This is a genomic window from Stappia sp. P2PMeth1 (assembly GCF_900185735.1).
Taxonomy (GTDB): domain Bacteria; phylum Pseudomonadota; class Alphaproteobacteria; order Rhizobiales; family Stappiaceae; genus Stappia.
In genome coordinates this window covers 51,557-74,656 of sequence record NZ_FYAW01000060.1, presented here as the reverse complement: position 1 = coordinate 74,656, position 23,100 = coordinate 51,557, and the positions used below count along the sequence as shown (strand labels likewise).

The 23,100-nt window shown below is 67.7% G+C and carries 14 protein-coding genes; 9 read left to right on the top strand and 5 right to left on the bottom strand.

Translation table 11 applies throughout. The annotated features are described in order from the left end of the window. Positions 1-63 precede the first annotated feature (63 nt). The 6 genes from P2PM1_RS24540 to P2PM1_RS24515 all read left to right on the top strand — a co-directional run bounded on the left by P2PM1_RS24540 (position 64) and on the right by P2PM1_RS24515 (position 9,543). Entirely contained in the window at positions 64-1,290 is a 1,227-nt protein-coding gene (locus P2PM1_RS24540; protein WP_186400916.1) for an alpha/beta fold hydrolase, read from the top strand. A gap of 183 nt (positions 1,291-1,473) precedes the next feature. Beyond that, a complete protein-coding gene (locus P2PM1_RS24535) occupies positions 1,474-3,015 on the top strand; it encodes a Do family serine endopeptidase (RefSeq protein WP_244301628.1) in 1,542 nt (513 codons plus the stop codon). 281 nt (positions 3,016-3,296) lie between these two features. Next, complete coding sequence (locus P2PM1_RS24530) at positions 3,297-3,986, top strand: response regulator transcription factor (protein WP_186389958.1); 690 nt, start codon at positions 3,297-3,299, stop codon at positions 3,984-3,986. After that, entirely contained in the window at positions 3,983-5,413 is a 1,431-nt protein-coding gene (locus tag P2PM1_RS24525) for a HAMP domain-containing sensor histidine kinase (RefSeq protein ID WP_186400914.1), read from the top strand. The genes P2PM1_RS24530 and P2PM1_RS24525 overlap by 4 nt, the downstream gene beginning before the upstream one ends. A gap of 120 nt (positions 5,414-5,533) precedes the next feature. Beyond that, positions 5,534-8,461 (top strand): bifunctional [glutamine synthetase] adenylyltransferase/[glutamine synthetase]-adenylyl-L-tyrosine phosphorylase, encoded by a 2,928-nt coding sequence (locus tag P2PM1_RS24520; protein ID WP_186400936.1) that lies wholly within the window; start codon positions 5,534-5,536, stop codon positions 8,459-8,461. A 215-nt stretch (positions 8,462-8,676) separates the two neighbouring features. Continuing rightward, complete coding sequence (locus P2PM1_RS24515) at positions 8,677-9,543, top strand: hypothetical protein (RefSeq protein ID WP_186400913.1); 867 nt, start codon at positions 8,677-8,679, stop codon at positions 9,541-9,543. Between the two features lie 132 nt (positions 9,544-9,675). On the opposite strand, the gene P2PM1_RS24510 is transcribed toward P2PM1_RS24515, so the two are convergent. The 5 genes from P2PM1_RS24510 to P2PM1_RS24490 all read right to left on the bottom strand — a co-directional run bounded on the left by P2PM1_RS24510 (position 9,676) and on the right by P2PM1_RS24490 (position 16,919). Next, entirely contained in the window at positions 9,676-10,152 is a 477-nt protein-coding gene (locus tag P2PM1_RS24510; RefSeq protein ID WP_186400912.1) for an SRPBCC family protein, read from the bottom strand. Then, complete coding sequence (locus P2PM1_RS24505) at positions 10,142-10,489, bottom strand: helix-turn-helix transcriptional regulator (protein WP_186389954.1); 348 nt, start codon at positions 10,487-10,489, stop codon at positions 10,142-10,144. Before P2PM1_RS24505 ends, P2PM1_RS24510 begins: the two co-directional genes overlap by 11 nt. 205 nt (positions 10,490-10,694) lie before the next feature. Continuing rightward, positions 10,695-13,052, bottom strand: coding sequence for a PAS domain-containing sensor histidine kinase (locus tag P2PM1_RS24500; protein WP_186389953.1), 2,358 nt, complete (start codon positions 13,050-13,052; stop codon positions 10,695-10,697). 256 nt (positions 13,053-13,308) lie between these two features. Continuing rightward, positions 13,309-15,954, bottom strand: coding sequence for an aminopeptidase N (pepN, locus tag P2PM1_RS24495; RefSeq protein WP_186400911.1), 2,646 nt, complete (start codon positions 15,952-15,954; stop codon positions 13,309-13,311). A gap of 119 nt (positions 15,955-16,073) precedes the next feature. Then, positions 16,074-16,919, bottom strand: a complete 846-nt coding sequence (locus P2PM1_RS24490) for an alpha/beta hydrolase (RefSeq protein WP_186400910.1) — start codon at positions 16,917-16,919, stop codon at positions 16,074-16,076. A gap of 260 nt (positions 16,920-17,179) precedes the next feature. Here P2PM1_RS24490 and P2PM1_RS24485 point away from each other — a divergent pair, with 260 nt between their 5' ends. The 3 genes from P2PM1_RS24485 (at position 17,180) to P2PM1_RS24475 (ending at position 23,062) form a co-directional block, all read left to right on the top strand. After that, complete coding sequence (locus P2PM1_RS24485) at positions 17,180-19,063, top strand: adenylate/guanylate cyclase domain-containing protein (protein ID WP_208985414.1); 1,884 nt, start codon at positions 17,180-17,182, stop codon at positions 19,061-19,063. 193 nt (positions 19,064-19,256) lie between these two features. Further along, entirely contained in the window at positions 19,257-21,152 is a 1,896-nt protein-coding gene (locus tag P2PM1_RS24480) for an ABC transporter ATP-binding protein (RefSeq protein WP_186400909.1), read from the top strand. Next, positions 21,149-23,062: an ABC transporter substrate-binding protein gene (locus P2PM1_RS24475; protein ID WP_186400908.1), complete on the top strand. Its 1,914-nt coding sequence runs from the start codon at positions 21,149-21,151 to the stop codon at positions 23,060-23,062. Before P2PM1_RS24480 ends, P2PM1_RS24475 begins: the two co-directional genes overlap by 4 nt. Positions 23,063-23,100: the final 38 nt, after the last annotated feature.

Here is a 23,100-nt window from a genome sequence, read left to right as displayed (position 1 = left end):
GGCGCGGACTTCGAAAGACACCCGCATTCCGAACGACAAGATCGCCCGACGACGGAGAGCCCGATGCCCGCACAGCCTGTCCGACTGACCTTCGAGGGCCATGACGGCGCCGAACTGTCCGCCCGGCTCGACCTGCCGACCGGCCGGGTGCGCGCCTATGCGCTGTTCGCCCATTGCTTCACCTGTTCCAAGGACGGGGCGGCCGGCCGGCGCATCGCCGAAGCGCTGACCCGCGAGGGCATTGCCGTGCTGCGGTTCGATTTCACCGGGCTCGGCGGCTCGGGCGGCGACTTCGCCTCCACCAACTTCTCCTCCAACGTGGCGGATCTTCTGAAGGCCGCGGCCTTCCTGCGCGAGACCCATGCGGCGCCGAAGCTCCTGATCGGCCATTCGCTGGGCGGCGCCGCGATGCTGGCGGCCGCGCATGAAATCCCCGAGGCGGTCGCCGTCGCGACCCTCGCCGCGCCGGCCGATGCCGATCACGTCCTGAAGAATTTCCATGCCGATCTCGAGCGGATCCGCGACGACGGCGCGGCGGTGGTCGAACTGGCCGGCCGCCGCTTCACCATCGAGAAGCAATTCCTGGAGGACATCGCCGAGCAGAACGTGCGCGAGCGCGTCGCGCATCTGCACAAGGCGCTGTTGGTGCTGCACGCGCCGCGCGACGAGACGGTCGGCATCGACAATGCCACGCGCATCTTCGTGGCGGCAAAGCACCCCAAGAGCTTCGTCTCGCTGGACAGTGCCGACCACCTCTTGACCGATCCGGCGGATGCGGCCTATGCGGCGGGCGTGATCGCCGCCTGGGCGAGCCGCTACATCGGCGCGCCGGAGCCGGCCGAACCGGTCGAGGCGAAGGGCGTCGAGGTCAGCGAGACCGGGCTCGGCAAGTTCCAGGCGATGGTGGTGGCCGGCCGGCACCGGCTGATCGCCGACGAGCCGGAGGCAGTCGGCGGTCTCGACAGCGGACCCTCGCCCTACGGCTATCTGTCGGCGGCGCTCGGCGCCTGCACCGTGATGACGCTGCGCATGTATGCCGAGCGCAAGGGACTGGCGGTGACGCGGATCTCGGCGACGGTGACCCATGGCAAGGTGCATGCGGCGGATTGCCTGGAGTGCACGCAGGAGCTTCGTGGCCGGGAAGGGCGGATCGACCGCTTCGAACGGCGGATCACCATCGAGGGCGATCTGGATGCCGAAACCCGCGCGCGGCTGCTGGAGATCGCCGACCGCTGCCCGGTGCACCGCACGCTCGAGGCCGGGGCTGTGATCGTCACCCGCGAAGCGTGAGCCGCTGCGCCCGACCCACTCCCGCAACATTACCAAAGCTTAATTTCGCCGACAGGCGGCTGTAAGGCGGCGTGTTCCATATCAGTCGGGACAGTCGGCGAACGCTTCCCCGCGAATGACCGCCGGCTCGAAGGGTCCTGACCTCCGGACGCCGTCCGGTTCCTGATGTGGAGAGAGCAACACATGTCGACCAAACAGATCCCCTCGGCCATCCGCCGCCTGCCGCGCCGCCGCGCCGGCCTTGTCGCCGGTGCCCTGGCGCTGGGTCTTGCCGGCGCGATGAGCCTGCAGACCGTGGTGCCGGGGCAGTTCGCCCTTGCCGACCCGGTGCGGGTCGAAACCGAGGCGCCGCAGAACTTCGCGCCTGTCGTTTCGGCGGTGAAGCCGGCGGTGGTGAGCGTGCGGGTGCGCACCGACGAGACGCCGCGGATGATGTCGTCGCGCGACGGGGGCATCCCCGGCTTCGAGGACCTGCCGCAGGATCACCCGCTGCAGCGCTTCTTCCGTCGCTTCGGCGGCGAGCCCTTCGGCGGCGAACAGCGCCGCGAGCAGCAGCCGCGCCGCCACGGCATGAGCCAGGGGTCCGGCTTCTTCATCACCGGCGACGGCTATCTGGTCACCAACGAGCATGTCGTGGCCAACGGCAAGACCTTCACGGTGATCACCGATGACGGCAACGAATACGAGGCGAAGCTGATCGGCGCCGACAAGCGCACCGACCTTGCCCTGCTCAAGGTCGACAGCGCGGGCCAGACGTTCACGTATGTGGAGTTCGCCCCCGAGGCGCCGCAGGTCGGCGAATGGGTCGTGGCGGTCGGCAATCCGTTCGGCCTCGGCGGCTCGGTGACCGCCGGCATCGTCTCGGCCCGTGGCCGCGACATCGGCGCCGGTCCCTATGACGACTTCATCCAGATCGACGCGCCGGTGAACCGGGGCAATTCCGGCGGCCCGGCCTTCAACGTCAAGGGCCAGGTGATCGGCGTCAACGCGGCGATCTTCTCGCCCTCGGGCGGCAATGTCGGCATCGCCTTCGCCATTCCGGCCTCGACGGCCAGCACGATCGTCAAGGACCTGCAGAAGGACGGCACGGTGGTGCGCGGCTGGCTGGGCGTGCAGATCCAGCCGGTGTCCAAGGACATCGCCGAGAGCGTCGGTCTGAAGGACGCCAAGGGCGCGATCGTCGCCGACGCCCAGGGCGACAGCCCGGCGCGCAAGGCCGGCATCCGCTCCGGCGACACGATCCTGAGCGTGGACGGACAGTCGGTCGACGGGCCGCGCGACCTCGCCCGGATGATCGCCGCCTATCCGCCGGAGACCGAGGTCACCCTCAATGTCTGGCGCGACGGGCGCGAGCAGGACGTCAAGGTCATCCTCGGCCGGTTGCAGGATGACGGCCCGGCGACGGCGGCGGTCCAGCCGACCGGCAAGGACACGGCCTTCGTCGACAGCCTCGGCATGGAACTGGCGGCGGCAAGCGCGATGGGCGCCGGCGAGCGCGGCGTGGTCATCACCGATGTTCCCGCCGACAGCCCGGCAGCCGAAAAGGGCCTGCAGCGCGGCGATGTCATCCTCGAGGTGGCGGGCCAGCCGGTCAGCAACCCCGGCGAGGTCGCCGGAGCCGCCCTTGCCGCCAGCGAAAACGGTCGCAAGTCGGTGCTGCTGCGCGTCGAGCGCAACAATGCCTCGCGCTTTGTCGCCGTGCCGGTCGACCAGAACAGGGGCTGAGCGGCAGGCGGCGCGCCGGACAGGGTGCGCCGCCGCCGCCAACGAAACCGGATGACGCCGCCCGACGAGCCAAGCCCCCGAACGGCGGCGCGGCATCCGGAAGGTCACCGGCATGCGAGGGGCAGGTCCGCAACCGCCACCAGACGCATGCCAGGGGACCGGGGCCCCGGACCGCCAGACGGTCCGGGGTTTTTCATGCCGTTCGACGCGGGCTCCTGCCGATGCTAAACCCAGCAACCGGAACCAGCCCGAGACCAAAGACCAAAGACACGGAAGAGGTCATGCGGATCCTGATTGTCGAGGACGACAAGGAAGCAGCGAGCTATCTGGCCAAGGCCCTGCGCGAGGCGGGGCATGTGGTCGACCATGCCGCCGATGGCGAGACCGGCTACGATCTGGCCGCCAGCGCCCCCTATGATGTGCTGGTGGTGGACCGGATGCTGCCGCGGCGCGACGGCCTGTCGCTGATTTCCGGCCTGCGCGCGGACGGCAACCACACGCCGGTGCTGGTGCTCTCCGCGCTCGGTCAGGTCGACGACCGGGTGACCGGCCTGCGCGCCGGCGGCGACGACTACCTGCCCAAGCCCTACGCCTTCTCCGAACTGCTGGCCCGGGTGGAGGCGCTCGGCCGCCGACCGCGCCAGCAGGAGGTGGAGACGAGCTATACGGTCGGCGACCTGACGCTCGACCGGCTGAGCCACACGGTGACGCGCTCGGGCCAGGACATTCCGCTGCAGCCGCGCGAGTTTCGCCTGCTGGAATACTTGATGCAGCATGCCGGCCAGGTGGTCACCCGCACGATGCTGCTCGAACATGTGTGGGAATATCACTTCGACCCGCAGACCAACGTGATCGACGTCCATATCTCGCGGCTGCGCGCCAAGATCGACAAGGATTTCGATCGGCCCTTGCTGCACACCGTGCGCGGCGCCGGCTACACGATCCGCGACAGCGGCCGCGCCGGCGCATGAGCGAACCGACGACGACCGGCCGGCTGTTCCGCACCACGGCGATCAAGCTGGCGCTGATCTATCTGGCGGCGCTGACGCTCGCCTCCGGCGCGGTCCTCGTCTATCTGTCGCAGAACACCGCGACGGTCCTGCGCGACCAGGTGGTCGACACGGTCGATGCCGAGATTTCCGGCCTTGCCGACCAGTATCGCATCGGCGGCATTCGCGCGCTTGTCGCTGCCGTCGATGCCCGCTCCCGCCGGCCCGGCGCCAGCCTCTATCTCGTCACCGACTTCGCCGCGAATCAGCTCGTCGGCAATATCGAGCAGCTCGACGACCGGGTGCTGGCCGGCGAGAGCGGCGAGTTGCAGCGGGTGATGTACACCCCGATCGGCGGCGGGGCGCGCCGCGAGGCGCTGGTCAGGGTGTTCCAGCTTTCCGGCGGCTTTCGCCTGCTGGTCGGGCGCGACCTGCAGGAGCAGCAGTATTTCCGCTCGCTGCTGGCCGAGGCGATGCGCTTCTGGCTGTTCGTGCTGGCGGCGCTCGGACTGATCACCTGGGTCTTCGTCAGCCGCCGCGTGCTCAAGCGCATCGACGCGATGACCGCGACCAGCCGGCGCATCATGTCGGGCGACCTCACCGAGCGGCTGCCGGTGGAGGGCAGCGGCGACGAGTTCGACCGGTTGGCGATCGGCCTCAACGCGATGCTGACGCGCATCGAGGTGCTGATGCAGGGCCTCAAGGATGTCTCCGACAACATCGCCCATGACCTCAAGACGCCGCTGACCCGCATGCGCAACCGGCTGGAGGAGGCGCTGCGCGGCGACCTCGCCGGCGACAGCAAGGCGCGCGCGGTGCTGGAAACCACCATCGAGGACTGCGACGCCCTGATCCGCACCTTCAACGCGCTGCTGCGCATTGCCCGTGTCGAGGCCGGATCCTCCGACGCCAGCTTCGGTGATATCGACGTCTCGGCGCTGGTGCGCGAGGTGGGCGAGCTCTACGCGCCGGTCGCCGAGGATGACGGCGGCGGCATGCAGCTTCGCGTCGCCGACGGGCTGAAAGTGACGGGAAATCGCGAGCTGCTGGTGCAGGCGCTGATAAACCTTGTCGAAAACGCATTGAAATACGCTCGGCAGGAGGCGGGCGAGGGCGCTAGGGTGGAGCTGGAAGCGCGCATGGAGGGCGGCGACGTCCTGCTCGGCGTGCGCGACCACGGACCCGGCATCGCCGATGCCGACAAGGAGCGGGTGCTGCACCGGTTCGTGCGGCTGGAGGCAAGCCGCAGCGCCCCCGGCTCCGGCCTCGGCCTCAGCCTGGTGGCGGCGGTGGCGCGGCTGCATCATGGGCGGCTGGAACTGGCGGACGCGGAGCCCGGACTGGCGGCGCGGCTGTGGCTGCCGGCGGCCGGACGCGACGGCGAGGGATGGCCAGCGGGCGGCGACTGACGGAACGGCCCGGTGCAACGGGCGGATCGGGAGGACGGATTGAACGACAGTGTCGCAGCGCAGGGCACCGCGGATGGTGGCGACCGCAAGGGGAACGGCAGCGAGGCGGGCACGGGCGGCATGCCCCTGCTGGCGGCCTTGCGGGTGGTGCCGCTCGCCGAGAGCGAGGCTGCAGCCGAAGCGCTGTTGCAGGATTTTGCCGACGTCGTCGACGCTCTCGATCTGAGTGCCGATGCGCAGGCGCGCGTCGGTGCCTTCCTTGCCGGCGCGCTGACCAACGCCCCCTATCTCCGCGACCTTGCCCTTGCCGACCATGCCCGCCTTGCCGCGCTGCTGACGGATGTGCCGCAGGCGCGGGTCGACCGGCTGGTCGCCGAGGCCCGCGAGGTGGCCGGCGACGACGAGGCCGTGGTGATGGCCCGCTTGCGGCGGCTGAAGCAGGATCTCGCCCTGACGCTGGCGCTCGCCGACATTGCCGGCGCGCTCGATCTCGACGCGGTGACCGGCGGCCTCAGCCGCTTCGCCGATGCGGCGCTGACGGCGGCGATCCGCTTCTGCCTGCGCGATCTCGCCCGGCGCGGCAAGTTCGAGATCCGCAACGAGGCCGCCCCGGAACAGGGCTGCGGTTTCGTGATCCTCGCCATGGGCAAATACGGCGCGCTGGAGCTGAACTACTCCTCCGACATCGATCTCATCGTGCTCTACGAGCCGGGCCTCGCGCCGGTGACGGGCGGGGCGGAGGCGCCTGTCGAGTTCGTCCGCATGACCAAGCGGCTGGTCAAGATGATGGGCGACCGCACGGCGGACGGCTATGTCTTCCGCACCGACCTGCGGCTGCGTCCGGACCCGGGCGCGACGCCGCTGGCCATGTCGATCCCGGCAGCGCTGGTCTATTACGAAAGTCTCGGCCAGAACTGGGAGCGCGCGGCCTTGATCAAGGCGCGCGCCTGCGCCGGCGACGTGCCCTGCGGCGAGAGCTTCCTCAAGGAAATCTCGCCCTTCATCTGGCGCAAGTATCTCGACTATGCGGCGATCGCCGACGTCCACTCGATCAAGCGCCAGATCCATGTCCACAAGGGGCACGGGCGGATCGCGGTGGCGGGCCACAACGTCAAGCTGGGGCGCGGCGGCATCCGCGAGGTGGAGTTCTTCGCCCAGACGCAGCAGTTGATCGCCGGCGGACGCATCACCGAACTGCGCGGCCGGCGCACGCTGGAGACGCTGGCAACGCTCGCCGCGCTGGATTGGATCGCGGCGGAGGCGCGCGACGAACTGACGGAGGCCTATCGCTTCCTGCGCGCGGTGGAGCACCGCATCCAGATGGTCAACGACGAGCAGACCCATATCCTGCCGGCCGAGGCGGAGGCGCGCGCCCGCGTGGCGCGGCTGATGGGCTTTGCCGAGCTGGAGCCGTTCGAGGAGGCGTTGCGGGCGCGGCTGACGCGGGTGCAGAAGCACTATTCGGCCCTGTTCGAGAACGAGCCGGAACTGGCCTCGGACCTCGGCAACCTGGTCTTCACCGGCGACGACGACGACCCCGAGACGCTGGAGACCCTGACCCGGCTCGGCTATCAGCGGCCGAAAGAGGCCGGCAAGATCATCCGCGCCTGGCACTTCGGCCGCTATCCGGCGGTGCGTTCGGCCAAGGCGCGCGAGCGGCTGACCGAGCTGCATCCGGTGCTGATCTCGGCACTGGCCAGCACCGACAATGCCGACCAGGCGCTGCTGGCCTTCGACAGCTTTCTGTCGAAGCTCCCCGCCGGCGTCCAGCTCTTCTCGCTGCTGCGCTCCAACCCGCAGCTCCTCAAGCTGCTCGCAACGGTGATGGGCGCCGCCCCGCGCATGGGCGAAGTGGTGTCGAAGCGGGTGCATGTGCTCGACGCGGTGATGGATCCGGCCTTTTTCGGCGCCATGCCCACCTCGGCCGAGTTCCGCGCGGGTCTGGCCCGCACCCTCGACCTTGCCCGCTTCTACGAGGACGCGCTCGACCGGGCGCGCATCTTCGCGCAGGAGCAGCAGTTCCTGATCGGCCTGCGGCTGCTCTCCGACACGCTGAACGCCCTGCAGGTGGGCGAGGCGCTGGCGCGCCTTGCCGAGACGGTGGTCGCTGGCCTGATGCCTTTCGTCATCGACCAGGTGGCGGAAAACCACGGGCGGCTGCCCGGCGCCGACTGGGCGGTGGTCGCCATGGGCAAGCTCGGCGGGCGCGAGATGACGGCGGCGTCCGATCTCGATCTCATCCTGCTCTACGACCACCCGGAGGAGGTGACGGAGACCGACGGCAAGCGGCCGCTGGCGCCGAGCCAGTATTTCATCCGCCTGACCCAGCGGCTGGTCGCGGCCCTGTCGGCGCCGACGGCGGAGGGGCGGCTCTACGAGGTGGACTTCCGCCTGCGCCCCTCGGGCAATGCCGGGCCGCTGGCAACGCGCCTTGCCGCCTTCGAGGCCTATCAGGCCAAGGAAGCCTGGACCTGGGAGCACATGGCGCTGACCCGGGCCCGGGTGATCGCCCGCTCCTCCGATGCCTTTGCCGCAAGAATCGAGACCAATATCCGCGAGACACTGGCCCGGCCGCGCGACGCGAAGACGGTGGCCGCCGAAGTGGCGTCGATGCGCGCGAGGATCGAGGCGGAGAAGGGGACATCCGACATCTGGGACCTGAAGCAGGTCGCCGGCGGCCTTGTCGACGTGGAGTTCATCGCCCAGTACCTGCAACTGGTCCATGGGGCGACGCATCCGCAGATCCTGTCGCAGACGACGGAGACAGTGCTGGAACGCACACGCGACGCGGGTCTGCTCGAAGCCGGCGATGCCGAGGTGCTGCTGCCGGCCATCCGCCTCTATCATGCCCTGACCCAGGTGCAGCGCCTGACGCTGGACGGTCCGTTCAAGGCGGATGCCGTGCCCAAGGGCGTCAAGGATCTGCTGGTGCTGGCGGGCGAGGCGCCGGATTTCGCCCATCTGGAAGCGCTGATGGCGGAGACGCAGCGGCGGGTGCGCGGCACGTTCGAGGCGCTGGTGGGGAAGGTGGAGCCGGCCGCCGGTTGAGGCGGCCGGAACTGGCGCGGTACGGCGCTTCCGGCTCGGCGTACCAACCTGCCCGCGGTAGGCGGCACGTCCGCTCAACCCCGTGTCGGCACGCGTGCAAGGATTTGCGCAAGGACGGGATTTCCGCTGCGGATTCCCTTTGCATGCCGACCGGATTGTTTGCATTCTCTCGCAACCTGTTGCGTCCTCCGCCGCCTTTTCGATCGGACATTGCCGTGATCACGCCTCGTCGCGCCGCGCTTGCATTCGCCTGTTTGACCGCTCTTTCGCCCGCGGCCATGGCCGAGGAACGCTGCTTCGCCATGGAGACCAAGACGAGCGAGGCGGCGATGGTTCTCAACCTGCCCGATACGGACGGTCCCGTTGCAGGAACCGAGCACGGCACCGTGCAGGATCACGAACAGCGCTATTACACCAGTTGGGAAAGCAAGATCACCGGCACGCGGTCGGGCGACTGGCTCGATGTCACGGTCGAAACGGAGATCGAGGAGGATCGCCAGGTCGGGGACCACAGATGGCGGATCGACGGCGGCGCGATCGTCGCCGATCACGGCCGCTTCGAGCCGGTGCCCTGCAACGGCAGCGAGAGAAGCGGCTTCGACAACGTTCCCGATCACGCCAGCGACGACATCTCGGGCGGACACTGTCTCGACACGGAACAGGTGCTTCTGTCCTGCGAACTCCAGGACGGCGACGTGCTGTCCGTCTGCGCCGCCGCCGGTGTCTCGGCGCTGTCCGTGCGACAGGGGCCGCTGGTCGCGCCGGACCTGGAACTTCCCGGCACGGCCGATGGCAGCGTCGAACGCTTCATGATCCATTCGCTCGGCTATTCCGGCGGCTACGACACCCGCCTCGGTCTGGTGTCCGGGGATTACACCTATGTCGTCTATGAGCGCATGATCAGCCGGGGGCCGGCCGACCCGGAGAAGGACATGGAAGGCGGCGTCCTGCTCTATGAGGGGCGGACCCTGCAGGTCGAACTGGCCTGCAACAGCCTGAGCGAGGCCGGGCAGGGGCTCGGCCAGCTCTTCGGCGCGGTGCAGGAGAAGGCGTTCTTCGACGAGGACGGCCTCGTCGATTGATCGGCCGGGGCGGCGCCGCCGCCCCGATCCCGACCGTCTGGTGGCGCCCATCTCGTGGCGCCCATCTCGTGGCGCCCATCTCGTGGCGCCCATCTCGTGGCGCCTGTCTCGTGGAGCCTGTCGGACCCGCGCCTATCGCGACTTCAGGAGGTCCAGCGCATAGGCGTCGAGTTGTTCACACACCGTGCCCCAGCCGTCGTGGAAGCCCATGTCCTCATGGGTCTTGCGCGCATCGGTGGAGCGGTGCCGGGCAATGGCGGTGTATTTCGTGCCGCCTTCTGCGGCGTCCTCCAGCAGCAGGAGGGCTGTCATGAACGGATCCGGCGCCGGCTTCCAGCCTTCGGTATAGGCATCGGTGAAGACCAGCTTCTCCTGCGGCACGACCTCCAGGAACACGCCTTCGTTCGCCATCTCGTTGCCTTCGACCTCGAAGGTGGTGTTGAAACGGCCGCCGACGCGCAGGTCGATGTCGCAGGCCGTCACCTTGTGGGGCCTCGGCACGAAGAATTGCTTGATATGCGCGGGCGTCGTCCAGCATTCCCAAAGGATCGCGCGCGGCGCCTTGAGCGTGCGCGTCAGGATGAGATCGGTTTGCGGATCAAGTTTCATCGTTTCTCTCTTTCACAAGCTGGGTGACATAGGCGTCGAACTGGTCCAGCCGCGAGGTCCACAGGGCCTGCTGCTCTGCCAGCCAGTGCGTCACCGGTGCGATTCCGTCCGCCGATAGCCGGCAATGCCTCACGCGTCCCGTCTTCGTCGTCTCGATCAGGCCCGCTGCTTCCAGCTTGGCCAGATGTCCCATGAACGAAGGCAGGGCCATGGCGTGAGCCGAGGCCAGTTCACTCACCGAAGCCGGCCCCCGTGCGAGGCGCGTGACCACAGCCCTGCGGGTCTCGTCACTCAGGGCGGCGAATTTGAGGTTCAGCTTCGGATCATGCTTAGCCATGTGCCTAACTATCCAGCTATCACAAGGAGGTCAATAGAAACTTAGGTCACCGCCTAACTTTCTGGAAGACGCAAGTGGGCGGCGCGGTGTCGCAGGCATGCAGGGGAGGACCGAGCAACGAAAAGGGGAGGGTCGGGCAACGAAAAAGGCCCCGCAGGGGGCCTTTGCCGGAGACGCCGAAGGGAAGATGCGCTCGCCCCGCCCGTCACGCCGCCTTGCTGGCCGGGCGCATGTCGACCGGCAGGGTGACGGTCACCGTGGTGCCCTTGCCGACGGCGGAGCGGATCTCCATCGTGCCGTCATGCAGCTTGACCAGCGACTGGGCGATGGCAAGGCCAAGCCCGGAGCCCTTGTGCGTCTTGGTGAACTGGTTCTCCACCTGCACGAAGGGCTTGGCGAGCCGGACGATGTCGCTCTCGCGAATACCGATGCCGGTGTCCGAGATGGCGATGACCACCGCATCGGCGCCGTCCATCCGGCCGTGGGTCGCAGCCAGCGTCACCGAGCCGCCGTCGGGGGTGAACTTGACCGCGTTGGCGAGCAGGTTGAGCAGCACCTGCTTGACGGCGCGCCGGTCGGCGGAGAGCGACAGGCCCTCCTCGGTCTCGCAGGTGACGGAAATGGTCTTCTCCGCCGCGGCTGCCGAGATGATGCGCGACACGTCGGTGACGATGGCGCCGAGATTGACCGCCTCGCGCTTCAGCTCCATGCGGCCGGCCTCGATCTTCGACATGTCGAGAATGTCGTTGATCACGTTCAGCAGATAGCGGCCGCTGTCATGGATGTCGGCGCAGTATTCGCGGTACTTGTCGGAGCCGAGCGGGCCGAACATGCCCTGGTCCATGATCTCCGAGAAGCCGATGATGGCGTTGAGCGGCGTGCGCAGCTCATGCGAGATGTTGGCGAGGAATTCGGACTTCGCCTGGTTGGCCTCTTCGGCCTTGGTCTTCTCCTCGGAATACTTTTCGGCAAGCTCGACGAGCTGCTGCGCCTGCACTTCCAGCTTCTGGCGGGACTGGCGCAGGTCGGCGACGGTGGCCATCAGCCGCCGCTCGCTCTCCATCAGCTTTTCCTCGTGCCGCTTCAGCGCGGTGATGTCGGTGCCGACCGAGACGAAGCCGCCGTCCTTGGTGCGCCGCTCGGAGATCTGCAGCCAGCGGCCATCGGCGAGCTGGGCCTCGTAGGACGAGGACGGATCGGAGGCGTCGCTGCCGATGGTGGGGCTCGCCGAAACCACGGTCTGGCGGGCCGAGGCCATCACCTGGGCATAGGGCGTGCCGGCCTTGATGGCGGAATTCGGCAGATTGTGCAGCGTCTGATAGTTGGAATTGCACATCACCAGACGGTTTTCCGTGTCCCACAGGACGAAGGCCTCGGAAATCGTCTCGATCGCATCGCGCAGGCGCAGGTCGGCAGTGCGGCTCTGCTCGGCAAGCTGCTTCTGCTCGGTGACGTCGATGCAGATGCCGATCAGGTGCGGCTCGGCGATGCCCGGCTCGGTCTGGACCTCGGCGCGGGCGCGCAGCCACACCCATTCGCCATTGGCATGGCGCATGCGGAACATGCGGTCGACGGTGGTCTCGCCGGTTTCCAGCAGCGATTCCGCCAGTTGGTAGAGGTCGATGTCGTCGGGATGGGTCAGCGCGGAGATTTCGGAAAAGCCGAGAATGTCGTCGCGCGGCTGCAGTCCGAGCATTTCGTAAAGCGAGGCGGACCAGAAGATGCGCCCGCGGGACAGGTCCCAGTCGAACAGCCCGCAGCGGCCGCGATTGAGCGCAAGGTCGATGCGCGCGCGGGTCGCGGCATAGATCTGGTCGGCCTGCTCGGCCCGGGTCGCCTGCGCGAAGAAGGCGTAGATGAGCACAAGCAGCACCGACGCGGTTCCGACAAAGAGCGTAACATTGGCCGAAACACTGGCCCGCCATCCGGCAAAGATCGTGTCCTTCGACTGGATCAGCGCGACCATGCCGAGCCGGCCTTCCAGATGATGCACGGTGGCATAGGCCTCGCCGGCCTCCGTCGTGGAGATGGTGAGGACGCCGGCACGGGCTCCGAAGATGGTCAGCGGCTGCCCGGCGCCCAGCAGGTCGGAGAGCATGCGCCCCTCCAGATCGGAGCGGATCGGCGCGGTGGCCATGATGACGCCGTCCGGATCGGCGACCAGGATGCGGCGCCCGTCGCCGGTGGCGCGCGGCGGCAGGCTGTCGGCCAGCGCCGCCTGCAGTGCCGTGCTGAACCCCTGCTCCGGCAGTGCCGCCTCGGCGGTCGACAGGCGCGCCGACAGGGTGGTCGCGATCATGGTGAGGTCGTCGCGCGCCCGCTGGTCGGTTTCCTCGTGATCGTAGGACAGGGTGAGGGCGCGATAGGTGGCGAGCGTGGCGATGAAGACGATGCAGAGGATCGGGATGGCGCGGCGGAAGAACGGTTCCGCCGTCAACAGTCGCTGATAGGCGGGCTGCGCCAGCAGGCGGATGTGCCCGGTCAGCGACTGCGAGTCACGCTGCCGCTTCAACAAGTCCGCGAATCGACGCGCGGACGCCGCCCCTGCAAAGGCACGCGCCATCGTAATGGCTCCCGATGTGTCGATTTTGCCGCAAACAGAACGCAACCGGCGCTCGAATCATCTTCATTTGAATCGCATTCGCCTGCGTTGTCCAGAGTCCCCCAAGAAAAATATAGTTAATGGAAGCTTAACGCGATTTGCAGAACGCACAACTCTTGCGAGTCCCGTGGGGCGGATATGGAAAGGGCCGCCCGGGCCGCCACGGATGACTGCCCAGCCGGCCCGAAAGCCTGATTCGATGCACTTCACCGGCCGGCTATTGCAGGCAGCGCTCGACGATGTCCCGCATGTCGGCGGACAGGTCCCCCTCCGCCGCGAGATGCCGCAGGGCGGCTTCGGCATGGGCGCGCCGGCCAGGCTCCAGGGCCCGCCACGAGCGGAAGGCGGACATCATGCGCGCCGCCGCCTGCGGATTGCGCCGGTCGAGATCGCGGGCGAAATCGGCGACGAAGGTGAAGCCTGCCCCGTCCGGACGGTTGAACTGGCTCTGGTTGCCGCTGGCGAAGGCGCCGACCAGCGCGCGGACCCGGTTCGGATTGGCCGGAGAGAAGGCCGGGTGGCCGGTCAGGTCGCGGACGCGGTCGAGGGTCGCGCCGCTGGGGGCCGTTGCCTGCGCCATGAACCACTTGTCCATCGCCAGCGGCACCGCGTGGTAGCGCGCCTCATAGGCCGCGAGCGCCTCGGCCCGCCCCGGCAGATCCGCGTGAATGAGCACGGTCAGGGCGGCAAAGCGGTCGGTCATGTTATCGGCGGCTTCGAAATGCGCCTGCACGCGCGCCGCCCCTGCGGGGTCCGAGCCGTGTCCGAGATAGTCGAGAAGCGTGTTGCGCAGGGCCCTTCGACCAGCGGAGCGGGCATCGGGCGAAAAGGTCGCGCCGTCGCGCATCGCCTCGTAGGTGGCCAGGATCTCCGGCGCGATGTCGTCAGCGACGGCGCGGCGGATGGCACCGCGCGCTGCATGAATCGCGTCCGGATCGACATTGTGGCCGATCTCGCGGGCGATGTCGGCCTCGCCCGGAAGGTGCAGACACAGGGCGCGGAACGCGGGTTCCAGGGTGTCGTCCGCGACATTGGCGGCGAAGGCTGCGATCAGCGCCGGGCTGATGGCAACCGGATCCTGGCGTGCGGTGCCGGCCGTGGCGGCGATGAGCGTCGTCATCACAACGCTCTGCAGCGCTTCCCAGCGGTTGAAGGGGTCTTTGTCATTGGCCGCAAGGAACAGCAGGTCAGCCTCGCTAAGGTCGGTCTTGAGCGAGACGGGCGCCGAGAAGCCCCGCAGCACCGACGGCACGGCCCGTTCCGTCAGCCCCGAGAAAACCACCGTTTGCTGTGGCGAGCGGATGTGCAGGACGTCACCGGTCACCTCCGCGCCGGCGACACCCCCCGGCACGAGTTCGCGCCCGTCCGCGCCCATCAGACCGAAGCGCACGGGAATGTGCATCGGCTTCTTCTCGCTCTGCCCGGGAGAGGGCGGCAGGTGCTGGCGGAAGGTGAGGGTGAGACGGCCGGCTTCGTTCTCGTAGGAACTGTCGACCTTCAGCACCGGCGTGCCGGCCTGCTCGTACCAGAGCGAGAACTGGTCAAGATCGAGGCCGCTCGCCTCCTGGAAACATGCGAGAAACGCCTCGATCGTGGTCGCCTCGCCGTCGTGGCGACGGAAGTAGAGGTCCATGCCCGCCCGAAACGCCGCGTCGCCGATCAGGCTCTTCAGCATCCGCACGACCTCGGCCCCCTTCTCGTAGACCGTCGCCGTGTAGAAGTTGTTGATCTCGTGATAGAGCCGGGGCCGGACGGGATGGGCGAGGGGGCCGGCATCCTCCGGAAACTGGTGCGACTTGAGCAGCCGCACATCGGCGATGCGCTTGACGGCGCGCGAGCGCATGTCGGCGGAAAACTCCTGGTCGCGGAACACCGTCAGCCCTTCCTTCAGGCAGAGCTGGAACCAGTCGCGGCAGGTGATGCGATTGCCCGTCCAGTTGTGGAAGTACTCGTGGGCGATCACGGTCTCGATGCCGGCATAGTCCTGATCGGTCGCCGTTTCAGGACGGGCCAACACATATTTGTCGTTGAAGATGTTGAGGCCCTTGTTCTCCATCGCTCCCATGTTGAAGTCGGACACGGCGACGATGTTGAACACGTCGAGGTCATAGGCCCGGCCGAACACTTCCTCGTCCCAGACCATGGAACGCTTCAGACTGTCCATGGCCCAGCCGCAGGCGCCTTCGTTGCCATGCTCGACATAGATGTTGAGCGCCACGTCGCGCCCCTCGCAGGTCCGGAAACTGTCGCGGACGCAGGCGAGATCGCCCGCCACCATGGCGAAGAGATAGGCCGGCTTGGGATGCGGGTCGTGCCAGACGGCATAGTGGCGGTCGGTGCCCGGCACCGGCCCGCTTTCCACGGGATTGCCATTGCCCAGCAGCACGGGCGCCTCGCTGACGCGCGCCTCGATGCGGGTGGTGTAGACCGCGAGGCAGTCGGGCCGATCCAGGAAATAGGTGATGCGCCGGAAGCCCTCCGCCTCGCACTGGGTGCAATAGGTGCCGTTCGACCGGTAGAGCCCCATCAGCTTGGTGTTCGCGTCGGGATCGAGCACCGTTTCGATTTCCAGCGTGAAGGGACCCGCAGGCGGCGAGGCGATCTCGAGCCTGTCGGGGGTGATGGTGCAGTCGGTGTCGGCAAGCGCCCGCCCGTCGAGCGACAGGGCAGTGAGCCGCAGTTCGTCGCCATCCAGCACCAGCGGCGTTCCCGGAACGGTCCCCGGCGCCCGCTCCAGGGCCAGCCGGGCACGGACCTTCGCCGCCCGTGGCGCAAGACGGATGTCGAGATCGACCGTCGAGATGCGGTAGGCGGGCGGTCTGTACTCTTCCAGACGCACGGGGGCGGGAGAATCGGGGCGCATCGAGGCTCCTTCCTGCAGCGCTGCGGCATGTGGGTTCCCAACCTCAACGGAAACCAGTCCGCGCGCATTGAATAGGGTCATCGGGACCGCGCGCGCTGGCGCGGCGCGGTATCCGGCGATCAGCAGATCGACCGGGCCATCGTCACCAGACGGTGGGTCAGGTCGCTGTCGGGATCCGCTAGCGGTCCGATGACGGTGAAATGGTTGTCCTGGCCGCGAATGTCGAGTTCCGTCTCCACGCCGCCGCGTGCCCAGATGTCGGCGATCACTCGCGACTGGCGGATGAACTCGGAGGATTCGCCCCCTCCGACGGCGGCGATCAGATGCGTCCCGGCCGGTGCCGCGAAGGCGATCGGCGAGACGTCGATCGCCTCCTTGCGATCGAGGCGCAGCTTCTCGTTGATCGAGGTGCCGATCAGCGGCTGGAGGTCGAACACGCCGGAAATGGCGAGGCCGGCGGGCACCAGCCGCCGCGGCAGGCCGCGGCTGCCCCAGTCCGTCGCCAGCAGCGACGCGGCAAGGTGTCCGCCCGCCGAATGGCCGTAGGCAACCACCGGACGGCGGTAGCGCTCCCACAGATGACCAGCCAGCCGGCGCATTTCCTCGATGATGTCGCCGACGCGGACCTGCGGACACAGGGTGTAGCTGGCAACGGCCACCGGCACCCCATGGACGTTGGCGCCGCGCGCCATATGCGAAAAGAAGCTCCGGTCGAGCGCCTGCCAGTAGCCGCCATGAATGAAGAGGCCGAGGGGGCCGCGATCCGGCATGCCGCTCTCCGGGAGGAAAAGGTCATAGACCGTGCGCTCGCCCAGTTCGTAAGCCGTTGCCAGCGCGCAGACGGCCTCTTCGCGGTACCGGGCCGCGTCGCGCGCCCAGCCCTCGATGATCGCCGGGTGTTCCGGCACAAGCGCCCGGTTGTTGTATTCGGCCTCGTAGTCGATCACGCGCTCGCTCCCGTTCATTGAGTTTCCTCTTAGCGGCTGCGCCGAGCCGAGTACAGAGAGCGCGCGGCATCGCCGACGGGCGCCGGGATGCCCGCTCCCTGACGGAAGCCAGGCGCCGCGCGATTTGCCGCCGTGGGGTCGCGTTTCGGACGCAATCCGGCTTATTGTTTCGGAAACGGTAACCGCTGATATGCGATGGGAAGACACGACGGATATCGGAAGGGGCCGAAATTGCAGGGATGGCGCGGCGACGCATGACCGATGGGAAAATTGAGCGCGTGGACGAGGAACAGCGCGTCTATTCGATTACCTGGGTGGTGGGCCTGGCTTTCGGGCTGCTGATCGGCGTCTCGATGCTGCTGGTGCTGGGCCTGGCGGTGACCGCCAACATGCGCAACACCTATTCCCTGCTGAACGACAAGGCCGTGCTGACCACCAATGCGCTGGAACGGCGGCTGCGAGACCATCTGGATCTCGCCTCGCAGGCCGTCGTGCAGCTCAAGACCGTGTTCGACGAACGGGAGCTCGACGGCCATCTGGAGGACCTGCGCGCCGAACTGACCGCCGCCGTATATGCCAACCCGTCTCTCGATGCCCTCGTCGTCAACGACACGGCGGGCGACGGCTTCGGCATCTATCGTTCGCCGGACGGACAGCTCTGGCCGTTCCGCAGGCAACAGATCCCCGAGGAAGCGAAGCTCTACGCGCTGCCGAACATGACCGCGGCTTCGCCCGCGACCTGGGGCCCGCTGGTGACTTCGGGGGACGTGCTCTATGCCAACGTCACCGTCCCGCTGGTCCGGGGCGGCGCGCTGGTCGGCTTTCTGACGGCCGCCGTGTCGATCGAGGAACTGGGCCGAACCGCCCGACAGCTCGACGAGGGAGCGTATTCCACGGTTTTCATCATCGCCAACGGCAATGAGGTGATCGCCCATTCGGACCTTGAGGACTTCGCCGCTCCGGGAGGGGAGGTTCCGCGCTTGCCGGTGACCGTCGAGGCGCTCGGCGACAAGGCGCTGATGCGCCTGTCGACATCGCGGCCGCTGGAGAATTTCCAGCGGGCCAGCGCCGCCGGCGTCGAGGTGCGGGACCTGGAAAGCGATGACGGCGAGCCGGACTATCTCTCGATGACCAAAGTGATCGCCGGCTATGGTCCGGGCGTGTGGACGGTGGGGCAGTACTATGTGGCCTCGTCGATATCGCGGGAGGTCCGGCGGCTGTTCGGCTCCGCGGTGGTCGGCCTGGTTTCCATCTTCGTGGCGATCGGTCTGTCGGTTCTGCTGGTGCGCAGGGCGACCCGGCCGCTGGCGGAAATCTCCCGCCAGGCCCGCTTCATCGGGGAACTCGACTTCGACCGCGTCGAGCGCCTGCCGCGCAACCGCGTGCGCGAGATCGACCAGGTGTTCCAGGCGTTCAATGCCATGGTGAGCGGCCTGAGGGCGATGAACACCTATGTTCCGCGCTCGCTGTTTCGCAAGCTGATGCGCCTCGGCATGGATCGGGCCGCAGTGGCGAGCGAGCGCGACCTGACATTCATCTTCACCGATATCGTCGGCTTCACCTCCCTGTCGGAGAACCTCACCGCAGCGGAGACGGCGGACGTGCTCAACGAGCATTTCGCGCTTCTCGTTGCGGCCGTCGAGCGGGAGGGGGGGACGGTCGACAAGTTCATCGGCGACGGCATGCTGGCCTTCTGGGGCGCGCCGGACGAGCGGGCGGATCATGCGCTGGCCGCCGCGCGCGCCTGTCTCGGCATCGCGGCGGCCCTGCGGCAGGAAAATGCAAGGGCGCGGGAGAACGGCGGAAAGGCCGTGCACGTGCGCATCGGCCTGCACACCGGCCGCGTGGTGGTGGGCAATGTCGGGGCGCTCGACCGCTGGAACTACACCGTGGTGGGCGATGCGGTGAACCTGTGCGAGAGGCTGCAGTCCTTCGGCCGCGAGGTGGCGCCACGGGACGAGGTGGTGATCCTGGCGAGCGACACGGCTGTCTGCCGCATCCAGGCCCAGTCCGGCGGGATGATCGCTCCCGGTGCCGCGCTCAAGGTCGGGACGCACCGTTTCCGCGGCCGCAGCGAGGCGATCGCGGTGTGGCGGCTGGACGACACGGTGGAGCCGGAGAACCTGTGTCCGGCCGGATCGGGCCTCACGCTGGCCGGTTGAGTCCGGTCGCATGGGCCTTTCACACCGGTTTTTCAAGCCTGTGTCATGATTTTGTGATGCCGGTCACACGCGCCTGCGCTAGCACTGGTAAGTAGCGACAGGGGGGAGGGGGTGCCGGGCACTTTCATGCGGGCGATCGCCTCCTATAATGGCGCGACAACGGCACAATGAGGGCGCCTGGAGGACAAGCCGCGTGGATGTTCTGACAATCGACGGTCTCACCGTGGATTTCCTGACGGGAGAGGGGCGTATGCGAGCCGTCGACGACGTCTCGTTCTCGGTTCCCCGCAACCGGACGGTGGCGCTGGTCGGAGAATCCGGCTCGGGCAAGACCGTGATCTCGCAGACGATCATGGGGCTGCTGCCGGAAAAGGCGCAGGTCACGGGCGGCCGCGTCCTGTTCCAGGAGAGCGAGACCGCCGCGCCGGTGGATATCGCCGCCCTCGACCGCAAGGGCGCAAAGATGCGTGCGATCCGCGGCAATCGCATCGCGATCATCTTTCAGGAACCGATGACCTCGCTGTCGCCGCTGCACACCATCGGCGATCAGATCGGCGAGGCGGCGGAACTGCATCGCGATGTCGGTCCCCAGGAGGCGCGCGAACTCACCCGCGAGATGCTGCGCCTGGTCCGCTTTCCCGACCCCGCGCGGGCGCTCGATTCCTATGCGTTCGAACTGTCCGGCGGCCTGCGCCAGCGCGCGATGATCGCCATGGCGATGATCTGCCATCCGGCCCTGCTCATCGCGGATGAACCGACGACGGCGCTCGACGTCACGATCCAGGCGGAAATCCTCAAGTTGATCAAGGATGTGCAGGCCGAGCTGCACATGTCGACCTTGCTCATCACCCATGATTTCGGGGTTGTCGCCAACATGGCGGACGACGTGGTGGTGATCTATCACGGCCGGATCATGGAACGCGGCAGCGCGCAGGCGCTCTTCGCCGAGCCCCGGCACGACTATCTGAAGGCGCTGCTCAACGCCGTGCCGCGTTTCGGCATGGCGGAAGGCGAGCGGCTGGTGCCGATCCGGCCGATCGAGCCGCATGCGGAAGGGTTCCTGAAGAAGGGGCGCTCGGAACGCGCCTGCGCCGCCGGGGCGCCGCTGGTGAGCCTCACGAATGTCACCAAACGCTTCACCACGCGCAAGGGCGGGTTCTTTCTCGGCAAGGGTGGTCACAGTGTTCTGGCGCTCGACACTGTCAACCTGACGGTGCGGCGCGGGGAATGCGTCGGTCTCGTCGGCGAGAGCGGCTCGGGAAAGACGACCGCGGCCAAGGCGATCCTGCGTGCCATCGAGGTGGACGAAGGCTCGATCCGATACGATTGCGGCGACGGCCCGGTCGAGGTGGGGAGCCTCAAGGGAGCGGAACTGCTGGACTATCGCCGGCGTGTCCAGTTGATCTTCCAGGATCCGTTCTCCTCGCTCAACCCGCGCATGACCGTGAACGAGTTGCTGATGGAGCCGCTGATCATCCACAATGTCGGGACGGCGGAGGAGCGGGCGGAGCGAGTGCGCGAGCTGATGCGCCTTGTCGGGCTGGACCCGAGGTTCCTGCGCCGCTATCCGCATTCCTTCTCCGGCGGCCAGCGCCAGCGGATCGGCATCGCCCGGGCGCTTGCCCTCAATCCCGAGTTCATCCTGTGCGACGAGCCGACCTCGGCGCTCGACGTGTCGGTCCAGGCGCAGATCCTCAACCTGCTGCGCGACCTGAAGACGGAACTCGGCCTCACCTATCTTTTCGTCAGCCACAATCTCGCGGTGGTCGACTACATCGCCGAGCGGCTCGCCGTCATGTGCCGCGGCCGGGTGGTGGAGGTCGGCAGCACGCGGGACGTGGTGGAGAACCCGCTGCACCCCTATACCCGGGCGCTGCTTGCCTCGGTGCCCGAACCGGACCTCAACGCGCCGCTGGACTTCGCCGCGCTGGAGGCGGGACGGGCGTCCGAACCCGACCTGTGGCCGGAGCCCTACCGGCTGGTCGACGGCGTTCGTCCGGCTCTTGTGGAGGTGGAGAGCGGACATTTCGTCTGCGCTCCCGGACTTGCCGGCAACAGCGGGTCGCTGCCGATGGAGGCAGCCCAATGAGACACCGTGCTCGCCTGTCCGCGCTCGTCCTGTCCGCGCTCGTCCCGGTCTGGGCAATGGTCTTCGCCGGGCTTCCGGCGGCCGCGTTGACGCTCAAGGAAACGCCGTCGCTGGTCCCGCGGATCGGCGTCGACCTGCCGCCGGTGGCCGAGCGCCTGCCGGAGGAACCGCTTGTGGTGGATCTGGTGGCGCGCGGCCGCGAGATCGGCACGCCGGGCGGCCGGATCGACACGCTGATCGGCCGCTCCCGCGACGTGCGGCTGATCAACGTCTGGGGCTATGCCCGGCTCGTCGGCTACAACGAGGACCTCGAACTGGTCCCCGACATCCTCAAGGACTTCATCGAGGAGGACGGGCGCCGCTTCACGCTGGTCCTGCGCAAGGGCCACAAATGGTCCGACGGCCATCCCTTCACGTCGGAAGACATTCGCTTCTGGTACGAGGATGTTGCCTCGAACGCCGAGCTGCAGCCCTCCGGCCTGCCGCAATTCATGCTGGCCGGCGGCAAGCCGCCGGTTTTCGAGGTGATCGACGAGACGACGGTTCGCTTCACCTGGGACGCGCCGAACCCGCTGTTCAAGCCGGAACTGGCGAAGTCGCGGCCGCCCTTCATCTATCGCCCCGCGCACTATCTGAAGCAGTTCCACCTTCGCTACGGAGACCTGCAGGCGCTGGAAAAGCAGGCCGAGGCGCGCAAGCTGCGGAGTTGGGCGGCCCTGTTCAACCGAATGGACGACATGTACGACGCCCGCAATCCGGAGCTGCCGAGCCTGCAGCCCTGGGTGCGGCTGACCGACGACGGCGAGCGGCGCTTCGTCCTGCACCGCAATCCCTTCTATCACCGCGTCGACACGGCCGGTCAGCAGCTTCCCTATCTGGACAGCGTCGTCATGACCGTCGCCGACGGCAAGATCATCGCCGCCAAGACCCAGGCCGGCGAAACCGACCTGCAGGCCCGCAACATCGGCTTCTCCGATATCACCATCCTGAAGCAGGGCGAACGGTTCGGCCGTTTCGAGACCTATCTGTGGCCGATCAGCAAGGGATCGCAGATCTCGTTGCAGCCGAACCTGACCGTTGCCGATCCGGTCTGGCGGACACTGATGCTGGACACGCGCTTCCGCCGGGCCCTGTCGCTCGGGATCGACCGGGAGATGATCAACAAGGTCCTGTATCTGGGCCTCGCCACGCCCGGCAACGATACGGTGCTCGAGCAAAGCCCGCTCTACCGCCCGGAATATCGCGAGCTGCACGCGCAATTCGACCCCGATGAGGCCAACCGCCTGCTCGACGAGATCGGGCTGACCAAGCGGCGCGGCGACGGGGTGCGCCTGATGCCGGACGGCCGGCCGCTGGAGATCATCGTCGAGGCCACCGGCGAAAGCCAGGAGGAACTGGACGCGCTGGAACTGGTCGGCGAGACCTGGCGCGAGATCGGCGTGAAGCTGTTTGCCAAACCGAGCCAGCGCGACATCATCCGCGAACGCGCGCTCGCCGGCCTGCTGGTGATGTCCGTCTGGGCCGGGTTCGAAAACGGCATCCCGACCTCGGAAATGTCGCCGGAGGATTTCGCGCCGGTGCGCAGCGACTTCCTGTCCTGGTCGCGCTGGGGCAACTGGTACGAGACCGATGGCCAGACCGGCGAGCAGCCCGACTGGGAACCGGCCATCCGGTTGACGCGCCTTTATGACGACTGGCTGAGCTCCAGCACGCCGGAGGAGCGCACCGAGATCTGGCACGAGATGCTGCAGATCCACGCCGACGAGACGATCCATATCGGCCTGGTGTCGGAAGTGCGTCAGCCGGTGGTGGTCAAGGGGCTCGGCAACGTTCCGAAGGTCGGGATCTACGGCTGGGATCCCGGGGCCCAGTTCGGCATTCATCGCATGGACGAATTCTACCGGAAGTGACGTGAGGAAGGCGCTGCGGGGCGCTGGGGGAACCGCTT